Annotated in this window: 17 protein-coding genes; 3 read left to right on the forward strand and 14 right to left on the reverse strand. The window is 66.2% G+C overall.

The window, feature by feature from the left end; genetic code table 11:
• Positions 1–16 precede the first annotated feature (16 nt).
• Positions 17–2,482, forward strand: coding sequence for a TonB-dependent receptor (locus KPL74_16730; protein ID QWT19379.1), 2,466 nt, complete (start codon positions 17–19; stop codon positions 2,480–2,482).
• On the opposite strand, the gene KPL74_16735 is transcribed toward KPL74_16730, so the two are convergent.
• From KPL74_16735 to cyoA, 6 genes are all read right to left on the reverse strand, one after another.
• The gene (locus KPL74_16735; GenBank protein QWT19380.1) at positions 2,470–3,393 is read right to left on the reverse strand and encodes a VirK/YbjX family protein; all 924 of its coding nucleotides are present in this window, start codon (positions 3,391–3,393) and stop codon (positions 2,470–2,472) included. The two genes, KPL74_16730 and KPL74_16735, sit on opposite strands and share 13 nt — an antisense overlap.
• 63 nt (positions 3,394–3,456) lie before the next feature.
• Positions 3,457–4,239, reverse strand: coding sequence for an SURF1 family protein (locus KPL74_16740; protein QWT19381.1), 783 nt, complete (start codon positions 4,237–4,239; stop codon positions 3,457–3,459).
• The gene (gene cyoD, locus KPL74_16745) at positions 4,236–4,640 is read right to left on the reverse strand and encodes a cytochrome o ubiquinol oxidase subunit IV (protein ID QWT19382.1); all 405 of its coding nucleotides are present in this window, start codon (positions 4,638–4,640) and stop codon (positions 4,236–4,238) included. The genes KPL74_16740 and cyoD overlap by 4 nt, the downstream gene beginning before the upstream one ends.
• Entirely contained in the window at positions 4,637–5,212 is a 576-nt protein-coding gene (cyoC, locus tag KPL74_16750) for a cytochrome o ubiquinol oxidase subunit III (GenBank protein QWT22634.1), read from the reverse strand. The genes cyoD and cyoC overlap by 4 nt, the downstream gene beginning before the upstream one ends.
• Positions 5,213–5,264: 52 nt before the next feature.
• Positions 5,265–7,265, reverse strand: a complete 2,001-nt coding sequence (cyoB, locus tag KPL74_16755) for a cytochrome o ubiquinol oxidase subunit I (protein QWT19383.1) — start codon at positions 7,263–7,265, stop codon at positions 5,265–5,267.
• Positions 7,266–7,304: 39 nt separating this feature from the next.
• Entirely contained in the window at positions 7,305–8,369 is a 1,065-nt protein-coding gene (gene cyoA / locus KPL74_16760; protein QWT19384.1) for a ubiquinol oxidase subunit II, read from the reverse strand.
• Between the two features lie 149 nt (positions 8,370–8,518).
• Here cyoA and KPL74_16765 point away from each other — a divergent pair, with 149 nt between their 5' ends.
• A complete protein-coding gene (locus KPL74_16765) occupies positions 8,519–9,871 on the forward strand; it encodes an MFS transporter (GenBank protein ID QWT19385.1) in 1,353 nt (450 codons plus the stop codon).
• A gap of 63 nt (positions 9,872–9,934) precedes the next feature.
• Here the strand turns inward: KPL74_16765 and KPL74_16770 are convergent, their stop codons facing one another.
• The 6 genes from KPL74_16770 to KPL74_16795 all read right to left on the reverse strand — a co-directional run bounded on the left by KPL74_16770 (position 9,935) and on the right by KPL74_16795 (position 15,673).
• The gene (locus KPL74_16770) at positions 9,935–10,918 is read right to left on the reverse strand and encodes an NAD(P)-dependent oxidoreductase (protein ID QWT19386.1); all 984 of its coding nucleotides are present in this window, start codon (positions 10,916–10,918) and stop codon (positions 9,935–9,937) included.
• A 10-nt stretch (positions 10,919–10,928) separates the two neighbouring features.
• A complete protein-coding gene (locus KPL74_16775; protein QWT19387.1) occupies positions 10,929–11,471 on the reverse strand; it encodes a DUF2058 domain-containing protein in 543 nt (180 codons plus the stop codon).
• Between the two features lie 511 nt (positions 11,472–11,982).
• Positions 11,983–12,531: a type 1 fimbrial protein gene (locus tag KPL74_16780; GenBank protein QWT19388.1), complete on the reverse strand. Its 549-nt coding sequence runs from the start codon at positions 12,529–12,531 to the stop codon at positions 11,983–11,985.
• A 173-nt stretch (positions 12,532–12,704) separates the two neighbouring features.
• A complete protein-coding gene (locus tag KPL74_16785; protein QWT19389.1) occupies positions 12,705–13,322 on the reverse strand; it encodes a DUF1211 domain-containing protein in 618 nt (205 codons plus the stop codon).
• A gap of 84 nt (positions 13,323–13,406) precedes the next feature.
• Complete coding sequence (locus tag KPL74_16790; GenBank protein ID QWT19390.1) at positions 13,407–14,801, reverse strand: sugar porter family MFS transporter; 1,395 nt, start codon at positions 14,799–14,801, stop codon at positions 13,407–13,409.
• 107 nt (positions 14,802–14,908) lie between these two features.
• Entirely contained in the window at positions 14,909–15,673 is a 765-nt protein-coding gene (locus KPL74_16795) for an SDR family oxidoreductase (GenBank protein ID QWT19391.1), read from the reverse strand.
• Positions 15,674–15,955: 282 nt separating this feature from the next.
• Between KPL74_16795 and KPL74_16800 the strand changes: the two genes are divergently transcribed.
• Positions 15,956–16,636 (forward strand): GAF domain-containing protein, encoded by a 681-nt coding sequence (locus tag KPL74_16800; protein QWT19392.1) that lies wholly within the window; start codon positions 15,956–15,958, stop codon positions 16,634–16,636.
• Between the two features lie 25 nt (positions 16,637–16,661).
• Here KPL74_16800 and KPL74_16805 read toward each other — a convergent pair whose 3' ends face one another.
• Both KPL74_16805 and KPL74_16810 read right to left on the reverse strand, forming a co-directional pair.
• Complete coding sequence (locus KPL74_16805; protein QWT19393.1) at positions 16,662–17,084, reverse strand: VOC family protein; 423 nt, start codon at positions 17,082–17,084, stop codon at positions 16,662–16,664.
• A gap of 48 nt (positions 17,085–17,132) precedes the next feature.
• The gene (locus KPL74_16810) at positions 17,133–18,455 is read right to left on the reverse strand and encodes a PAS domain S-box protein (protein ID QWT19394.1); all 1,323 of its coding nucleotides are present in this window, start codon (positions 18,453–18,455) and stop codon (positions 17,133–17,135) included.
• Between the last annotated feature and the right edge of the window lie 36 nt (positions 18,456–18,491).

Genomic DNA, 18,491 nt, shown 5'->3' on the forward strand with positions numbered 1-18,491 from the left:
CCTGGGGCCGCAGGTCTTGCAGTACTCCCTTCGCGGGCGCCGGCGCGTATCCACCGGCGCGCTCGCGTTTGCGCTGATGATGGCGCTGCGACCGGCGTGGGCCGGCGAAGGCTCCCCCGTCGGTGAAGCAGGCTCGCTGGTCGCGTTCACCATCGCGCCGCAGCCGTTGTCCACGGCGCTGCTGGCGTGGGGCAAGCAAGCCAACGTGCAGGTGCTCACCGCCTCGGGCAGCATCGCCAGCTGGCGGTCGTCAGGCGCACAGGGCATGTTGACCCCGGACGCGGCGCTGGATGAGCTGCTGCAGGGCACCGACCTCGAGAAGGAAGCCTACGACGCGCATACCGTCGTGGTTCGCCAGCGCCAGCGCCTCGGCAATGCCACGCCGGCGCCGGTGGATCCGCTGGTCGATTTCGATCCGCACAGCGTCACCCCGCTGGCCACCGTCGACGTGCGCGGCATCCTTGCCGACGATACCTTCAAGGCGGACTCGTCGCGCACGGCCACGCGGACCGAAACCAGCCTGAGCGACGTGCCGCAGTCGGTCAGCGTGGTGACGCGTGAAGTCATCGCCTCGCAGCAGGCGGTGAGCATCGGCGATGTCGCCCGCTATGTCGCCGGCGTCCAGTATGTCGACGGCTACGGCGCGTCGCCGCTGTTCCTGATCCGCGGCTTCGATGCCGGCAACGGCATGACCGACGGCATGCCCAACGGCATCGCCCGCACGGACGACCTGCCGCCGCTGATCGGCATCGAGCGCGTGGAAGTGTTGCGCGGCCCGGAGGCGATCCTCGGCGACGCATCGCAGAACAACAATTTCGGCGGCTCCATCAACGTGGTGATGAAGCGCCCACAGGCCGAGCAGGTGCGGACGCTCACGTGGTCGGCGGGCCAGTACGACGGTGCGCGCCTCGGCCTGGACATGGCCGGCACCGCGTCGAAAGACGGCGCATGGACCTACCGGCTGGTCGCCGCCGGGCAAGGAGCGCAAAGCACGCCGCAAGGCCACGGCAACGGTCGGGGCGCCTACCTTGCGCCGTCGATCGCCTGGCAGGATGGCGATACGCGCGTCATGGGCGGACTGGAATACGTGGACAACCGCGTGCCCGGCCCGGAGCACACCGTGTTGCTCGGCGCGTCGCTTTCGAGCGCCTCGCCCTACCGCGACCTGCCCGACGCGCCGGCCGACTACTCGACCTACCGCACCACGCGCGCCGTCTTCGAGTTCGACCATGACTTCGGCAACGACTGGAGCTTCCATAGCCAGGGCCAGTACGTGCGCCAGCGCAGCGACGGCCGCAACTGGTCGTACGTGGCGGGCGGCTATGGCGGCTACCTCACGCCGGTGGCGCGTAGCTTCCGCTACAAGGGCAGCTACTGGACCTGGCAGAACGACCTGCGCACGACGTTCGAGCAGGGAGACAGCGTGCACACCGTGCTGCTCGGCTTCGATGTCGCGCGCACGCATGCCGGCGACAGCGGCGTGGGCAGTGTCGAGGAAACCTTCAACACCAGCCTCGATCGCGGCGCGCAGATCGTGACGACGCCGATCGCCTTCGACCTGGCCACCGGCACGCGGATGTCCGAAAAGCTCGGTGCGCTGGTCACGCCGATCACCACTGTGCAGGACCTGGGCGGCTCGTGGCAGACCAATGCAGGCCTTTACCTGCAGGACCAGGTCGCGATCGGCGAGCAGTGGAACGTGCTGGCCGCCGTGCGCCGCACCACCTACCAGCTGGACACGCATTTCGAAGATGGCCTGCCACGCCGCCAGCGCAAGTCACGCTGGGTGCCGAAGCTCGGCGTGGTCTACAAGGTAAGCCCCGGCGTTGCGCTCTACGCCGACACGGCGGTCGGCTTCCAGCCCGACCCACTGCTCGGCAAGGATGGCCAGCCGCTACCGGCGGTCACCTCACGCCAGATCGAACTGGGCGGCAAGTTCGACCTGTTCGACCAGCGCGCGCGCCTGACCGCGGCGCTGTATCGCATCCGCGTCGACCACAGCGTGGATCTGGTCTCGCCGGAACCGCCGTTCTTCGCGACGCCCGGCCCGGGGCAAACCAACCGCGGCTTCGAGATGGAGTTCACCGGCAACGTCGCCCCCGGCTTCGATGTGCTGGCCAGCCTGACCGAAACGCGCATCCATAACGAAGACGACACGCGCGCCACGGGTACGCCCAAGCACCAGGCCGCGATCTGGGCCAGCTATCGGCTCGGCAACGGCACGCTGCCATGGGGCATCGCCGCGGGCGTGATCGGGCGCAGCCGCAGCTACGGTCGCACCAGCACCGACGGCCAGTACTTCGGCATCCCCGGCCAGGCCAGCGTGGAAACGAACGTTACTCGCTATGGCGACCACTGGCGGGTTACCCTTGGCGTAAAAAACCTTTTCGCCCGCACGCTGTACGCCGTGAATTTCGACGACACCTTCGTGCCGATCCGGCAGGGCCGGACCGTGCTGCTGACCGGCTCTTACGACTTCTGAAAAGCCTTGAGCACCACGTCGCAGGCCTCGCGACGGAACGCGTCGCGCGCCGGCTTGCCGGTGGGCAGTTCCAGCACCGGCACGTCGTAGCAGCCACCCACGCCGGGCATGCCGCCATGCCGGCGCCAGAAGCGGTCATACGCCGTGACGCTGACGCCAGCGCGGCGATCTAGCGGGTGATCCGCGGCAGCGACGCCCCGGATCCGGTCGATGCCATAGTGGCCAGCCAGCGTGCGGACCACGGCGAGCAACAGCTCGCGCGGATGCAGGCCACCGGTCGCGCGGTTGAAGGCGGCGATGGCACCGCGGCCGAGATAGGCCCACGAGCCACGCATCGCCCCGAGCAGGATGCCCTCCGCACCGGCGAAGGTCACCGCGCAGGACGAAATCACTTCCTTGTCGGCGTTGAGCAAGAAAAGACCGAGCTCTCCGCACTGCTCGCTCTCGGGCGCGCGCGCATGCAGGTAAGCCACCTCGCCACTGCCGAGGGGTAGCGTGGCCAGGCGCACGTCATGGCCCTTGAGCAGGCGCAGGCGGAGTCGCTCGGGAAACTCGCGGGTGACGAAGCGGTAGTGCGACTCGATGATCCGCGCCCGCGTGTCGAGGTCGAAACGCCGGGAGATGTAGTGCGGCTGCCAGCGCTCGTACAGCCGCGGATTGACCTCGGCGGCGGCGCGCATGTCGCGGGAGGTGCCGACGAGGCGTAGCCAGGCCGCCTGGCGCGACAGGCCACGCACGCTGCGCAGCAGGTAGCGCAGGCGACCTTCGGGCAAGGGAATCTGGTGGCGCTGCGCGGCGCGCCGGCGGAAGTGCTCGAACACCAGCCGGAGGCCGCCACTGGCGGGAGCCGGGGAGGCCCAGCCGAGGGGCAGGTCCGGGAGGGCGCGCGTGGCGTGGTAGCGGGACGACATATCCCTAAGACGTGTCGGCCACCGAAAATTGAAATAGCGGCTGCCCGGACCACCCGGGCGCGGTTATTTGCGCTTGCGCTGGTCGCGCCAGACGACCCAGGCGCCGACCAGGGTCAGCAGCGCCAGCGCGTACCAGGTCAGGGCGTACTGCAGGTGGTTGTCGGGGAAGGCAATCACGGTCAGGCCGCCGACCGGGCCCTGGCTGCCATCGGCACCGGGGCCGCCCGCCGTACCGGCATCCGCGTCGGCATCGACGAAGTAAGGCGCCGCATCCTGCAGCCCCTTGTCCCGGGCGATGGCCGCCACGTCGCGCGAAAACCAGCGGTCGGCCGCGGGATCGTTATCCTGCAGGAAGGCGCCCTTCGGTTCGCTGATGCGCAGCAGGCCGGCCACGCTGGCCGGGCCCGCGGTACCGACCGCGCAGGTCGCCTTGCCAGCGCACCACGAGGGCAGCACGAAGCCGCGATTGACCAGCACGACTTCGCCGTTGTCCTGGCGCAGCGGCGTCATCAGCCAGGAACCCAGCCCGAGCTCGGTGCTGGCACGCACGCGCACGCTCTTGTCCTGCAGGAAGGTGCCGCTGAGCTTCACCCGACGGTATTCGTCGTCCGCCGCGCTGATCGCCGGCCACTGCGCGCGACCGGGCGGATCCACCGCGGGCGCGTGCACGCGGGCATCCACGCGCGCGATGAGTTCATGCTTCCACGCACGGCGATGCACCTGCCAGGTACCCAACGCCACGAACGCGGCGAAAAGACCCACCCCGCACAGTGCGAGCAGGCCCATTACGAAGACGCCGCGCGGAGGGCGCGGCGTCTCGTGGTCCCGGTGCGGCGACGTGCTCAAGGCAGGTTCTTGACCTGCTGGCTCATGTCATGCGACATGCCAGGCATCATGTTGGCATTCATGTGGAACATGACCCAGATGGAACCGGTGAGCGTGATCACCACCAGCACCAGCGTGAAGATCAGCGCCAGCATGTTCCAGCCACCCTGCGACTTGGTATCCATGTGCAGGAAGTAAATCATGTGCACCACGATCTGGATGGCGGCGAAGGCCAGCAGCACCACCGACAGCGTGCGCGTATCCGGGATGACCTTGCCCATCACCAGCCAGAACGGAATCGCCGTCAGGATCACCGCGAGGAAAAACCCCATCGCGTAACCCTTGAGCGTGCTGTGGCTGACGACTTCGTCGTCGTGGTGGTCGTGATCGTGGTGATCGTGCGATTCAGCGTGCGCGCTCACGGCAGCACTCCCATCAGGTAAACGAAGGTGAAGACGCCGATCCAGACCACGTCCAGGAAGTGCCAGAACATCGACAGGCACATGATGCGGCGCTTGTTGGCTGCCGTCAGGCCGTGCTTGCCGACCTGGAACAACAGCGTGGTCAGCCACACGATGCCGAAGGTCACGTGCAGGCCGTGGGTGCCGACCAGGGTGAAGAAGGACGAAAGGAACGCGCTGCGCTGCGGGCCGGCACCTTCATGGATCAGGTTGGCGAACTCGTACAGCTCGATGCCGAGGAACGTGGCGCCGAACAGGCCGGTGACGATGAGCCAGGCCATCATCGTGCCGCGGCGGTTCTTCTGCATCTCCAGCACGGCGAAGCCGTAGGTGATCGAAGACAGCAGCAGCATGGTGGTGTTGATCGCCACCAGCGGCAGTTCGAACAGGTCGGCGCCGGACGGACCGCCCGCGTAGCTCCGCCCCAGCACGCCGTAGCAGGCGAACAGGCAGGCGAAGATCAGGCAGTCGCTCATCAGGTAGATCCAGAACCCCAGCAGGGTTCCGTTCTCCGGATGGTGATCCTTGGTCATCCAGAACTGGTTTTCGGTCCCGGCCACGGCCGCGGACGGGTTGGCTTGGATATCAGACATGGGCGGCAAGCTCTTCCGTGCGGGCGGTCTCGGTGCGCTCGACCACGTCGGCGGGGATGTAGTAATCGCGCTTGTAGTTGAACGTGTGCGTGATGGCGCTGACCAGGATGCCGAGGAACGACAGGCCAGCCACCAGGAACATGTGCCAGATCATCGCGAAACCGAACACGAAGGCGAACGCGGCGATGATGAAGCCGGCCGCGGTGTTCTTCGGCATGTGGATCGGCAGGTAACCTTCGGTGCGACGCGTCGCGTTGCGCTCCTTCATGTCCCACCACGCATCGTTGTCGTGGATCAGCGGGGTGAACGCGAAGTTGTATTCCGGCGGCGGCGACGAGGTGGCCCACTCCAGGGTACGGCCGTGCCACGGATCGCCGGTGACGTCGCGCAGCTTTTCCTTGTTCTTGATCGAAACGAAGATCTGGATCAGGAACGAGCCGATGCCCAGCGCGACCAGGCCGGCGCCGACGGCGGCGATCTGGAACCAGATCTGCAGCGACGGGTCCTCGAAGTGGTTCATGCGGCGGGTGACGCCCATGAAGCCGAGCACGTACAGCGGCATGAAGGCGACCCAGAAGCCGACCAGCCAGAACCAGAAGGAGCACTTGCCCCAGAACGGATCGAGGCGGAAGCCGAAGGCCTTCGGGAACCAGTAGTTGATGCCGGCGAACAGGCCGAAGATGACGCCGCCGATGATCACGTTATGGAAATGCGCGATCAGGAACAGGCTGTTGTGCAGCAGGAAGTCGGCCGGCGGCACCGCGAGCATCACGCCGGTCATGCCACCGATGGTGAAGGTGACCATGAAGCCGACCGTCCACAGCATGGGCACGTCGAACTTGATGCGGCCGCGGTACATCGTGAACAACCAGTTGAACAGCTTCGCACCGGTCGGGATCGAGATGATCATCGTGGTGATGCCGAAGAACGAGTTGACGCTGGCACCCGAACCCATGGTGAAGAAGTGGTGCAGCCACACCAGGTACGACAGCACGGTGATGACCACGGTGGCGTAGACCATCGAGGCGTAGCCGAACAGGCGCTTCTGGCTGAAGGTGGACACCACTTCCGAGAAGATGCCGAACACCGGCAGCACCAGGATGTAGACCTCGGGGTGGCCCCAGATCCAGATCAGGTTCACGTACATCATGGCGTTGCCGCCGAAGTCGTTCGTGAAGAAGTTGGTGCCGACGTAACGGTCGAGCGCCAGCAGCACCAGCACGGCCGTGAGGACCGGGAAGGCGGCGACGATCAGCACGTTGGTGCAGAGCGAGGTCCAGGTGAAGACGGGCATCTTCATCATGGTCATGCCCGGCGCGCGCATCTTGACGATGGTGGCGATCAGGTTGATGCCGGAGAGGGTCGTTCCCACGCCGGCCACCTGTAGCGACCATATGTAGTAGTCGACACCCACGTCTGGACTCGCCGCCAGGCCGGACAGCGGCGGATAGGCCAGCCAGCCGGTGCGGGCGAACTCACCGACGAACAGCGACGCCATCACCAGCAGCGCGCCGGAGACGGTCATCCAGAAGCTGAAGTTGTTGAGGAACGGGAAGGCCACGTCGCGCGCGCCGATCTGCAGCGGCACCACGTAGTTCATCAGGCCCGTGACCAGCGGCATCGCCACGAAGAAGATCATGATCACGCCGTGGGCGGTGAAGATCTGGTCGTAGTGGTGCGGTGGCAGGAAGCCCGGGTTGCCGTTGAAGGCGATGGCCTGCTGGAGGCGCATCATCAGGGCGTCGGCGAAGCCGCGCAGCAGCATCACGATGCCGAGCACCATGTACATGATGCCGATCTTCTTGTGATCGATGCTGGTGAACCACTCTTTCCAGAGGTAGCCCCACAGCTTGTACTTGAAGAGCAGGCCCAGCACGACCGCGCCGCCGAGGGCGACGCCCGCGAACGTGGCGAGCAGGATGGGCTCGTGATAAGGGATGGCCTCTATGGTGAGGCGTCCGAAGATCAGTTTTACTAGATCGGGCGTATTCATACCGGACTCGGCAAGCGAAATTCGTTTGGGGGCGACCGCTTAGAGCGGGCGTCCGGCGGGCGTCATGGCTTCACCGGCGGTGCCGCGAGCGGCGCACAGGGCGCCTACGTAGCGGCGGCCGTCGTCGGGCAGGCCATTGCGCGAGCGGGTCGCGGCATCGAGCGAGGTCACGTTGTACGTGCCCACGATGCCCTGGCCGCCGGCCTTGTCCAGCGCCATCATGTCGCTGGAGCACATGCGGTTGGCTTCGACGCAGCGGTTGAGGATCTTGTTGTAGAGACCCTCCGCCACGGTGCCGTAGTAATGCACCGGTTCGCGCTCGCTGGGCTGCTCGAGCTTGAGGTAATCGTCGCGGTCGAGGGCGTCGCCGCTGGCCTTGGCCTTGGCCACCCACGCGTCGAAGTCACCCTCGGACAGGCTGTGGAAGCGGAAGCGCATGTCGGAGAACCCGGCGCCGCTGTAGTTGGCCGAGATGCCCTCGAAGTCGCCGGTCTTGTTCATCACGGCGTTGAGCTTGGTCTCCATGCCCGGCATGGCATAGATCATGCCCGCCATGGACGGCACGAAGAAGGCGTTCATCACGCTGGAGGCGGTGATGTGGAATTCGATCGGACGGTCCACCGGGGCGGCCATCTCGTTGACCGTGGCGATGCCCTGTTCCGGGTAGAGGAACAGCCACTTCCAGTCCAGCGCCACGACCTCGACCACCAGCGGCTTGACGCCAGCCGGGACGGGCCGGTTCTGCGCGACTTGGTCGAGCGGACGGTAGGGGTCCAGCTTGTGGGTGCTGGTCCAGGTGATGGCACCCAGTGCGATGATGATCATCAGCGGGGCCGACCAGACGATCAGCTCCAGCACGGTGGAGTGGTTCCAGTCCGGGGCGTAGTCTTCCTGGGCAGCCTTGCTGCCGGCCCGGTACTTCCAGGCGAACAGCAGGATCAGGAAGATCACCGGGATGATGATGATGAGCATCAGCACCACGGAAATGAAGATCAGGTCCCGTTGTTGGCGGGCGATGTCGCCGGAAGGCGAAAACAGTACGGCGTCGCAGCCCGACAAAAGCAGGGCCAGGGCGGGGATCATTAATCCGCGCAACATCTTCATGGACATTCGCATGGTGGGAGCAACCTGGGGACTCAAAAAAATACGCTGAAATTCACGTCACGACCATAGGACACTTTGTCCCATGGGATGCAAGCCAGAAGCCCTGGCAATGGTTATGCTGTACCCAAGCACAGGAAGGGAGCCGTACGATGTCGAGCATTTCACACGTCCCTCACAACGCCGCCGAGGTCGCCGAACGCGACGTCCGCCGGCAGCACCAGGAGAGCCACGCCGCCGTCGCGCCGAACGAGATCGCGGTGGGCGTCGTCATCGGCCGGGCCTCCGAATACTTTGATTTCTTTACGTATGGCATCGCTTCGGTCCTGGTCTTCCCGTCGGTGTTCTTCCCGTTCCTGAACCAGACTGACGGCATCCTGCTTGCCTTCACGATCTTCTCGTTCGCCTTCATCGCCCGGCCTATCGGTACCACGCTGTTCATGGCGATCCAGCGCCATTTCGGCCGGAGCACCAAGCTCACCGCCTCGCTGTTCCTGCTGGGCACCTCCACGGTGTGCATCGCCTTCCTGCCGGCGAACACCTCCGGGGGCTACACGGTCATCGTGATCCTGTCGCTACTACGGTTCTTGCAGGGCATTGCGCTGGGTGGCTCGTGGGATGGCCTGCCCTCCCTGCTGGCCCTTAACGCGCCCAAGGGCCGCCGCGGCTGGTTCGCCATGCTCGGCCAGCTGGGCGCGCCGGTGGGCTTCCTGATTGCCGGCTCGCTGTTCCTGTTCCTCAATACCCAGCTGTCCCACGAGGACTTCATGGGCTGGGGCTGGCGTTATCCGTTCTTCGTCGCCTTCGCCATCAACGTCGTGGCCCTGTTCGCCCGCCTCCGCCTGGTGGTGACCGAGGAATACACCCAGGCGATGGAGGAATCCCTGCTCGAGCCGATCGGCACCATCGAGATGGTGCGGGCGCAGGGTTACAACCTGTTTATCGGCGCCTTCGCCGCCCTGGCCAGCTACGCCCTGTTCCACATCGTGACCGTGTTCCCGCTCAGCTGGATCGCCATCAACCGCTCGCAGGCCATCAATAACGTCTTGATCGTGCAGATTATTGGCGCCTTCGTCGCGGTCCTGGCCACGGTGGCGTCGGGCGTCATCGCCGATAAGTTCGGTCGCCGGAACACGCTGGGCACCATGGCGGTGCTGATCGGCCTGTTCGCGATCGCCGCGCCGTTCCTGCTCGATGGCGGCAAGGTCGCCCAGGACACCTTCCTGATCGTCGGCTTCGGCCTGCTCGGCCTGTCCTACGGCCAGGCGGCCGGCACGGTCACGTCGAACTTCGAAAAGCGCTTCCGCTACACCGGCGCGGCATTGACCACCGACTTCGCGTGGCTGGTCGGCGCGGCCTTCGCCCCGCTGGTGGCGCTGGGCCTGTCCACCCGCTTCGGCCTGGTCGCGGTGAGTGCCTACCTGCTCTCGGGCGTGGTCTGCACCCTGATCGCGCTGCGCATCAACAAATCGCTGGAAGCACCGCGAGCCAAGGCCGCGGCCTGAGCAAAGGCGAAGTGACGAACGAAGGGGCCCCGTCTCGCGACGGGGCCCTTTTTTATGCGTCAGCTAGGCGACCGGGTAGGGGCCGTCCGCGAAGACCTCGTCGTGATACCCCTTCCTGCCGACCGCCAGGGCCGCCGGGCTGCGGAAGTCTTCGCCCCGGCGCAGGCACGCGAGGACGTAGGCGAAGTCGCGCCGGGGGACCCAGCCGAGCTCGCGCATCGCCTTGTGGCTGTCGTAGACACGGTCCAGGCTCGGTAGCAGCTTCCAGCCTTTTTCGGCGTACAGGCTTGCAACGTCAGGGAAAAGACGCGCAACGACCGCAAGCGCGTCTTTGCGGAGCTCGGCGACATCGGCCCGGGTGAAGGGGGTCGGTGCCGATACGATGTACCGGCCGAAGCCGATCGACGGCGCTCTCTCCAGCGCAAGCAGGTGGGCGCCGACGATGTCCTCGATGTCGGCCCGCCGGTACAGCAGCTCGTTGGCCTGCATGTTTTCCGTGCCGTATTCCGCACGAACACCTGCGTTGTCATCATCTTCCGGGAAGAAGCGCGACGTTCGCAGCACGACCACCGGAAGATGGTCCTTGCGGGCGACCAGCTCGCACATCCCTTCCGCCGCGATCTTGGTCGCGCCGTAGATGTTCTTCGGCACCGGGACCACGTCCTCATCGATCCAGGCGGCCGGCTGCCCGGCCGCCGGCGACAACGCGGCGCCAAACGCGCTGGTCGTGCTGGTGAAGACAAAGCCGCGAACCCCCTCCGCGACGGCCGCCTCGAGCAGGGCGACCGTGCCGGCCACGTTCGTATCGACGAACTGGCGCTTCGAATGGGTCGCCACGTGCGGCTTGTGTAGCGTCGCGGCGTGGACCACCCCGGTCGCGCCCGCCATCGCCCGGCGGACGAAGGCTTCGTCGGCGATCGAGCCGACTTCGTCGGTGAACGGCGACGGTTTGATGTCGATGCCGCGCACCTCGCGGCCCTGGGCGCGGAGTTCGCGCACGAGCGCTTCGCCCAGGTGGCCCGCGCTGCCGGTAACCAGGATCGTCACGGCGGGAGCCTTACCAGACCAGGTCGTCCGGCACGACGAACTGCTTGTAGAAGTCGTCCTCGTCGTCGGGCGGCAGCGGATCGCCATCCTTGCGGCCGTGGTCGAGCACGATGAGCTCGGGCACACGGACATGGACCTGGTCGGCCGCCGCGCGCGGCAGCAGTTCAAAGCCCTCGCCATGGCGGACGATCGCCAGGGCGCCGGCGGCAAGCTGGCCGCGTTGCGCCTCGCTCACCAGCACGCTGGTGATCCGCTCGCCATCGTTGAAGCGGTACGGATCCTCGCCTTCGCGCTTCACCTTCTTGGCCTCGACGATCTGTCGCACCTGCGCGCGCAGTTCCTTCGCCCTCGCCTCCGCGTTGCGCTCGGCAGCAATGGCGCGATCGCGCTCCGCCCGCTCGGCCTGCAGCTGGCGGGCATCGACCTTGTCCTCGTCCGCGGCCACCGGGGCCTTGCCCTGGCGCTGCTTCGCCTGGTCACGGACGATCTTGGCGGCCTTGTCCTTCTTGACGAGGCCGGCCTTGAGGAGCTGTTCCTGGAGGGGGTTGCGCATGGTGCTACCACGGTGTCTCTGGAAAGACCCCTGATGATAGCCGCGTCAGAGGTATTCGACCTCAACCCGGATCGGCCGGCTGAAGGTGCCGCCCCGCACGGTCGCCCGGGTTTCCCGCAGGCGGACGTGGAAGTCGTAGCGGTCGCCCGTGCCGAGCGCGCTGAGGTCGATGGGGATGCCCGGACTGATGTTCCGTCGCTCCTTCGTGCCGAGCTCCAGGGCAACGTTCGGCGGCCCGCCCGCTGATAGGGAAAACCACTCAGGATGGCCGGGTTCGGCGTCGCCCGCGGTGCCGAAGGTAAAGCGTGCGATGAGGCCCGCCGGGTCCGAGCAGTTCTCGACATGCAGGGCGAACGCTACACATAGCGCGTCGCGTTCATCACGACGCTGGCCGACGCGACCTGCGCGAACGGAACCACCGCGGCCAGCAGGGCCGCGCGGAGAATAAGGGGGCGAATCATGGGCGTCCTTTCGGATCGACCGCCGGCGCGCCGGCGGTCGACTCCTTGCCTTACGGTGCTTCGTAGTTGATGGTGTACTTGACCTGGCCGTTGGCCGTGCCCGCCACCATGTCATCGGTGCGCTCGAACGCTGCCGCGTGGAAAATCATCGCCATGTTGCCCTCGACGACCTTCGTCACGACCTTCTGGTCGGCCGACCAGGCGTTGATCTTGTCGCCGGTTTCGTTGAACAGGCGGATCTGCACACCCTTGGCGGTGCCGTTCACGCGCACCATGCCGGTGTTCGGGTCGACCAGGGCGCCGTCGGCATCGAAGGTCGCGTACACCCTCGTGCCGTTGGTGCACGAGTTCTCGCCGGTCTTGCCGATCTGGATGCGGAAACCGTGCATGCCCTGGTTGTCGCCGGGAGCCGCGAAGTCACCCGCGCTGACGCTGCCCAGGTCGACTTCGAAGTTCGGGCCGCCGCTACCTTCGCCGTCCACCGTGCAGGTGACGTTGCTGATAGCACCCTTGAAGGTGATGGTGCCGGTTTCGGCAAATGCCGACGGCGCGGCGAGGCCTGCGATAAGCAGGGCGGAGCTGAAAAGCTTGAGGTTCATCCGATTAACCTTTCTCTGAATGACGTAGTTCAACGGCCCACCATGGGCCGCCGGCCTATGGGGCGGCACGGGCCACCCCGCGCAGCAGCAGCCGGGCCCGACTACACGAGCGCTAGAGAAAGTTTGTGGGATTAGCCCTACAGAGGGATATGGAAGTTTCCTCAAAAATCCGACTAATTTCGCGGACGCCTCCGGCTACCCCTCGCCAGCCACCCCACCACCACCGGCATCAGCACGAGCGGCAGGTTGCTCGGCCCGGGGATCCACAGGGCGAGCAGCAGCGACACCGTCGACATCGCCGGCAGGGCCAGGGTCCGCCGCCGCATCATGGCCACGTCGTCGGCCGTGATGTCCTCGCGCAGATAGGGCGCCTGAAGCACGGTGCGGACCAGTCGCCACTGCAACAGGCCGGCGACCAGCAGGTTCAGCGCGTAGAAGACCTCGGGTACGCGCTCGGTCGAATGGGCGCTCATCAGGGCCGAGGAGAACGGCATGAAGGCCACCGACATCAGCAGGGCGAGGTTTCGCCAGACGAGCGCCGGGTCGTAGCCGCGGACCATGCCGAAGACGCGGTGGTGGGCTGCCCATAGCGCGCCCACGACGATGAAGCTGAGCAGGAAGCCGAAGAAGTTCGGCAACAGGTTGGCCAGGGCCTGCAGCCAGGCCATGTCGCCCGCCCCCTCGGGATGCGGCACGTGGATCTCGATGACCAGCAAGGTGATCGCGATGGCGAACACGGCGTCCGAAAAAAACGTCAGCCGCTCCAGCTGCTGATCCTGCCCCTGCGACATGCGCGATCCCCCGATCGTGGTTGTTCCCCGATCATCGCCTTGCCGGCGGTGCCGAAGCAACCGCCGGCGGGGCTAAGGCCTTGTTTAGCGGCCGATCTCGCGCAGCTTCTTGCCAGCCATCAGGTTGCGCTCGATCTGCTCGAGGGTCACGCCCTTCGTCTCGGGGATCAGCCAGAAGGTCAGGCCGATGAAGACCGCGTTGAGCGCAGCGTAGAGCCAGAAGGTCTGCGCATTGCCGATGCCCGACATCAGGCTGAGGAAGGTCACGCCGACCACGAAGTTGGTCGACCAGTTCATGCAGGTGGACGCGGCGATACCGAAATCACGGCCCTTCAGCGGCTGCACTTCCGAGCACAGGGTCCAGATCAGCGGACCGGCCGACATCGCGAAGCCGACGATGAAGAACAGCAACATGCCGACGGTGAACAGCTGTTCGGTGCGGCCATGGATGCCGAGGAACATCATCGTGCCGACGACGCCGAGACCGATCGCCATCATGCTGAAACCCGCATAAAGGATCGGCTTGCGACCCAGCCGGTCGACCAGGCCGAACGCGATCAGGGTGGCGAGGACGTTGGTGAGGCCGACTGCCGCGGTGAACCACATCTGTGCTTTCGGGTCGTAACCCATTTCCTGGAAGATGCGCGGCGCGTAGTACATCACCACGTTCATGCCGGTGAACTGCTGCATCGCCTGCAGCAGCATGCCGAGGCCCACGGAACGACGGAAGTTGCGGTTCTCGCGGAACATGCTCCAGCCGTGCTGCTTGGTCTTAAGCGACTCTTCGATGTCGGCGATTTCCTTGTCGACCAGCTTCTCGTCGCCACGCAGCCTGGCCAGGACGATCTGCGCGTCCTCGCGGCGACCGCGCAGCAGGAGCCAGCGCGGGCTATCGGGCAGGAAGAACAGGCCGACGAGGAACAGGGCACCCGGGATGGCGATGATGCCGAGCATCCAGCGCCAGTTGCCGCTGCTGCTGAACGCCGTATCGGAGAGGAAGGCGACCAGGATGCCCGTGGTGATCATCAACTGGTAGGTCGAGATCATGGCGCCACGGATACGCTCCGGCGCGACTTCGGCGAGGTACAGCGGTGCGGTAAAGGTGGCCACGCCGATGGCCAGGCCGAGCACGAAGCGGGCGGCGACGAGGCTGCCGGTGCTCCACGCCATGGCGCAGAACAGCGAGCCGATCACGAACAGCACGCCGCCGAGCATCAGCGAGCGCTTGCGGCCGAGGGTGGCGGACATCCAGCCGGCGCCGAGCGCGCCAGCCGCGGCACCGAGGGTCATGACGCTGACGATCCATTCGATCGTCTTGTCCGTGGCCTGGAATTCCTTCTGGATGAACTGCTGGGCACCCGAAATGACGCCGATGTCCAGGCCGAACATCAGGCCCGCGAGCGCGGCGAGGATACAGGTGGTGACGATGGCTGCCTTGGGATGGGCAGCCTCTATCTCTTGTTTGACGGCAACGTCCATGGGTAAGCCTTCCTGCACGAATACGGTAATGACCGGCATTGGATGCCGTGACATGTATGCGTGCTGTCAGCCATGTGTCTGCCGCGCGTGACGCTGGGGTGACCCGTTCAGGCCCAGCCACCGTCGACGAGGAAGTTCTGCCCGGTGCACATCTTGCTGTCGTCGGCGGCAAGGAACAGCGCGGCGCGGGCCAGGTCGTCGGCCATCAGGTGCCCCGGCATGCATTGCACCCGGCGGATCTGCGCCTCGCCCTCCTCGTCCAGCCACAGCTCCCGCTGCTTCTCGGTGATCACCCAGCCGGGCACGAGGCAGTTGATGCGGATGTTGTGCTGGCCGAGCTCCCGCGCCATGCCATAGACGAAACCCTGCACGGCCGCTTTCGCGGTCGCGTACATGGGGTAGCCGGCGTTCCTCAACATCCACCCGGTGGAGCCCAGGCAGATGACCGAGCCGCCGCCCAGGTTACGCATATCCGGCAAAATGGCCTGCGTCGCGAAGTAGTGGTGGCGCAGGTTGGTCGCCAGGCTGGCGTCGAATGCCTCCTGCGTCGTCTCTTCGAAAGCGTGGCGGACGTCGTTCGCGGCATTGTTGATCAGCACGCTGACCGGCCCGAACATGGCGCGGGCCTGGTCGATCGCCCGGTGCAGCGCATCCACGTCGGACAGATCGCAATGGACGAAGAGGGGCCGGTGCCGGGCCCCGGAAAGACCAGCCGCCAGCGAGCTCCCGGCTTCGTCGTTGATGTCGAAAAAGGCCACTTTTGCGCCCTGTGCCGCGAAATGTTCGACGAAGGCCTCGCCGATGCCACTGGCGCCGCCGGTGATGATCACGGTGCGGTCGACGAGGCTTGGGTACGTTGCGAATGCGGTCACGGGCGGACTCCGTCAGGCGAAATGGCGAGGCCGTTCGTATACCAGACGCAGGGCGGGCGCAGTGTAGTGGGCGCCGCAACAGGGAAGATCGAAAGCCCCGCCACCGAAAAGCGTAAGCCTCGCCAAGCGCTTCGCGGGGACGGCTGTGGTAGCGTCCGACGGCTCACTTTCGTTTACTTTCCATTCGCGTCGTACACCGCCTTGATCAACGAGTTCGTTCCCCCTCCCACCGATGACCCCACGCTGACGACGCGCGATGCCGCGCGCCTTCTCGGTATCTCCGTGAGCACGGCCCAGAAATGGATTGAGAGCGGGGCCCTGGAGTCGTGGAAAACCCCCGGTGGCCATCGGCGCATGCGCCGTAGCGCGGTGATCGCCCTGCTGGAAGAGCGCACCGCGCTTGCCGCGGATCCCTTGCACGCGATGTCGCCCGAGCTGCGTGCCGAGCGCAACCCGGCTTACCTGGTTCCCGAGAACGAAGCCGCGCGTCTGCGCGCCGTGGCCCGCACGGGCTTGCTCGACTCGCCCCCCGAGGCGACGTTCGACCGCCTGACCTGGCTCGCCTGCCTGGTCACCGGCACGCCGGTCTCGCTGATCTCCCTGTTGACGTCGCGCCGGCAGTGGTTCAAGTCGCGCCGCGGCACCGAAACCGCGGAAACCCCGCGCGAGTGGGCCTTCTGCGGCCACGCCATCCTCGGCGGCGATTTCATGATGGTGGAAGACGCGCGCATCGACGAACGCTTCCGCGACAATCCGCTGGTAACGGGCGACGAGCACATCGTCTTCTACGCGGGCTGCCCCTTGCGCAGTCCCGACGGCCAGCCGCTGGGCACGCTGTGCGTGATCGACTCCGTGCCGCGCCAGCTCGACGAGCTGCAGAAACAGGGGCTGCGCGCGCTGGCGGACATCGTCGAAGACGAAATCCGCCTGTACATGGCCGAACACGGCCGCCGCTGGACCTGATCGCCTCCCGGGGCGGCTCGCGCCGCTAGCCCGGCGTCGCCCAGGGGTCGTAGTCGCCGAAGTACCAGAGCCGTCCTTCCAGGTCGCGTGCCGAGTAGCCGGCACCGCCGTAGTCCTTCTCTTCGTACTCGTCGATGATGGTCGCGCCGGCGGCTTTCGCGTGCGTGTAGTGGGCGCGCAGGTCGGCCACGACGACATACGGGCACTGCGTCTCACGGCCGCCGATCTGGTCGGGCTGGACGATGTGCTCGGCGAAGCCTTCCGCCGGGCGTACCGAGCCAAGCATCACCATGCCCTCGCCATAGGTCAGCTGGGCGTGGAGGACGATGTTGGGGTCGGTGTCGTCGCGATGGACGGCGTGTTCGCGGAAGCCGAAGGCCTCGCAGAGGAAGCGGATGGCGGCTGGGGCGTCCCGGTAACGCAGGCCGGGGATGATGGTGCTGGGCATGGCGCACCTCCTGGTGGGAGGAACTACGTTAGCGCGTCTGCGGGGTGGTCAGGCAAGTTCGGCGACGGCGCGGCGGACGTTGTCGATGCCGCCAGCCTGGGTGTGGGTCGCCTGGGCCACGTCGGAGACACGGTCCAGCAGGGTCGAGACCGAGCCGAGGATGTTGCGCATGGCTTCGCCCGCTTCGCCGCTGCGCTCGCTACCTTCGCGGACCCGCTCCAGCGTGCTTTCGATCAGGTTGCGGATGTCACGCGCGGAATGCGCGCTGCGCTGGGAGAGGCTACGCACCTCCTGGGCGACCACGGCGAAGCCCTTGCCATGCACGCCAGAGCGCGCGGCCTCGATCGAGGCGTTGAGGGCGAGGATGTTGGTCTGGAAGGCGATGGAATCGATCAGGCTGACGATCTCGGCAATGTCGCGGGCACCGTCCTGAATCGCACTCATGGTCGCGATCACGGCGTCGACCATGGCACCGCCGTCGGCGGCGGAACGGCTGGCCTGGGTGGCCAGCGCGTTGGTGACACGTGCCTGTTCGGCAATCGCCGGCACGGTGTCGGCAAGCTCGGTGAGCGATGCATGCAGCGTCCGCGCCGCGCGGGTCTGGCAGGTGACGTCGGTCGCGTACTTGACGACCTTGAACGGTCGCCCGGCCATGTCGAGGATCGGGTTGTAGCTGCCCTGGATCCACACTTCGCGGCCGCGCCGGTCCACCCGGTGGTACAGGCCCGAGTCGTATTCGCCCCGGCCGAGCTTTTGCCAGAACGCGCAGTACTCGGGACCCTCGCGTTCGGCGCGGTCGACGAACATGCGGTGGTGTTGCCCGACCACTTCGTCGCGCGAGTACCCCATGGTGTCGAGGAAATTGTCGTTGGCGTCGAGGATGTGGCCATCCAGGGTGAAGCTGATCACGGCCTGTGCCTTGTCGATGGCGGCCAGGCGGCCTTCCATGTCGGCGGCGCGCAGCCGCTGCTCGGTCACGTCGGTGGCGAACTTCACCACGCGCACGGGGCGGCCGCGGCGGTCGAGCACAGGGTTGTAGCTGGCCTGGATCCAGACCTCGCGACCGCCGGCGCCGAGGCGTCGATACAGGCCGACGTCGGGTTCACCCGCGCCAAGGCGTTGCCAGAACGCGGCGTACTCGGCGGATTCGGCATCGGCCGGGTCGACGAAAAGGCGGTGGTGCTTGCCGGCGATGTCGCGCAGCGAGTAACCCATGGCGTCGAGGAAGTTCTGGTTCGCCGAAAGGATGGTGCCGTCGAGGGCGAACTCGATCACGGCCTGGGTCCGGTTGAGGGCGTCCATCCTGCCGCGCACATCCGAACGCCCTGCGCCGGCCAGGGTGCGCAGCCCAGCGAAAATGTCGAATGCCATGGTTGTCCCCTCGATTGGATCCTCAGGGGATATTTA

It is taken from the genome of Bacillus sp. NP157 (assembly GCA_018889975.1).
Lineage (GTDB): Bacteria > Pseudomonadota > Gammaproteobacteria > Xanthomonadales > Rhodanobacteraceae > Luteibacter.

What these genes read in the sequence shown, in the direction of transcription:
- KPL74_16735 (QWT19380.1), bottom strand. Translation starts at nt 3,393, where the DNA reads ATGTCGTCCCGCTACCACGCCACGCGCGCCCTCCCGGACCTGCCCCTC.
- cyoC (QWT22634.1), bottom strand. Translation starts at nt 5,212, where the DNA reads ATGACCAAGGATCACCATCCGGAGAACGGAACCCTGCTGGGGTTCTGG.
- cyoB (QWT19383.1), bottom strand. Translation starts at nt 7,265, where the DNA reads ATGAATACGCCCGATCTAGTAAAACTGATCTTCGGACGCCTCACCATA.
- cyoA (QWT19384.1), bottom strand. Translation starts at nt 8,369, where the DNA reads ATGAAGATGTTGCGCGGATTAATGATCCCCGCCCTGGCCCTGCTTTTG.
- KPL74_16765 (QWT19385.1), top strand. Translation starts at nt 8,519, where the DNA reads ATGTCGAGCATTTCACACGTCCCTCACAACGCCGCCGAGGTCGCCGAA.
- KPL74_16775 (QWT19387.1), bottom strand. Translation starts at nt 11,471, where the DNA reads ATGCGCAACCCCCTCCAGGAACAGCTCCTCAAGGCCGGCCTCGTCAAG.
- KPL74_16780 (QWT19388.1), bottom strand. Translation starts at nt 12,531, where the DNA reads ATGAACCTCAAGCTTTTCAGCTCCGCCCTGCTTATCGCAGGCCTCGCC.
- KPL74_16785 (QWT19389.1), bottom strand. Translation starts at nt 13,322, where the DNA reads ATGTCGCAGGGGCAGGATCAGCAGCTGGAGCGGCTGACGTTTTTTTCG.
- KPL74_16790 (QWT19390.1), bottom strand. Translation starts at nt 14,801, where the DNA reads ATGGACGTTGCCGTCAAACAAGAGATAGAGGCTGCCCATCCCAAGGCA.
- KPL74_16805 (QWT19393.1), bottom strand. Translation starts at nt 17,084, where the DNA reads ATGCCCAGCACCATCATCCCCGGCCTGCGTTACCGGGACGCCCCAGCC.
- KPL74_16810 (QWT19394.1), bottom strand. Translation starts at nt 18,455, where the DNA reads ATGGCATTCGACATTTTCGCTGGGCTGCGCACCCTGGCCGGCGCAGGG.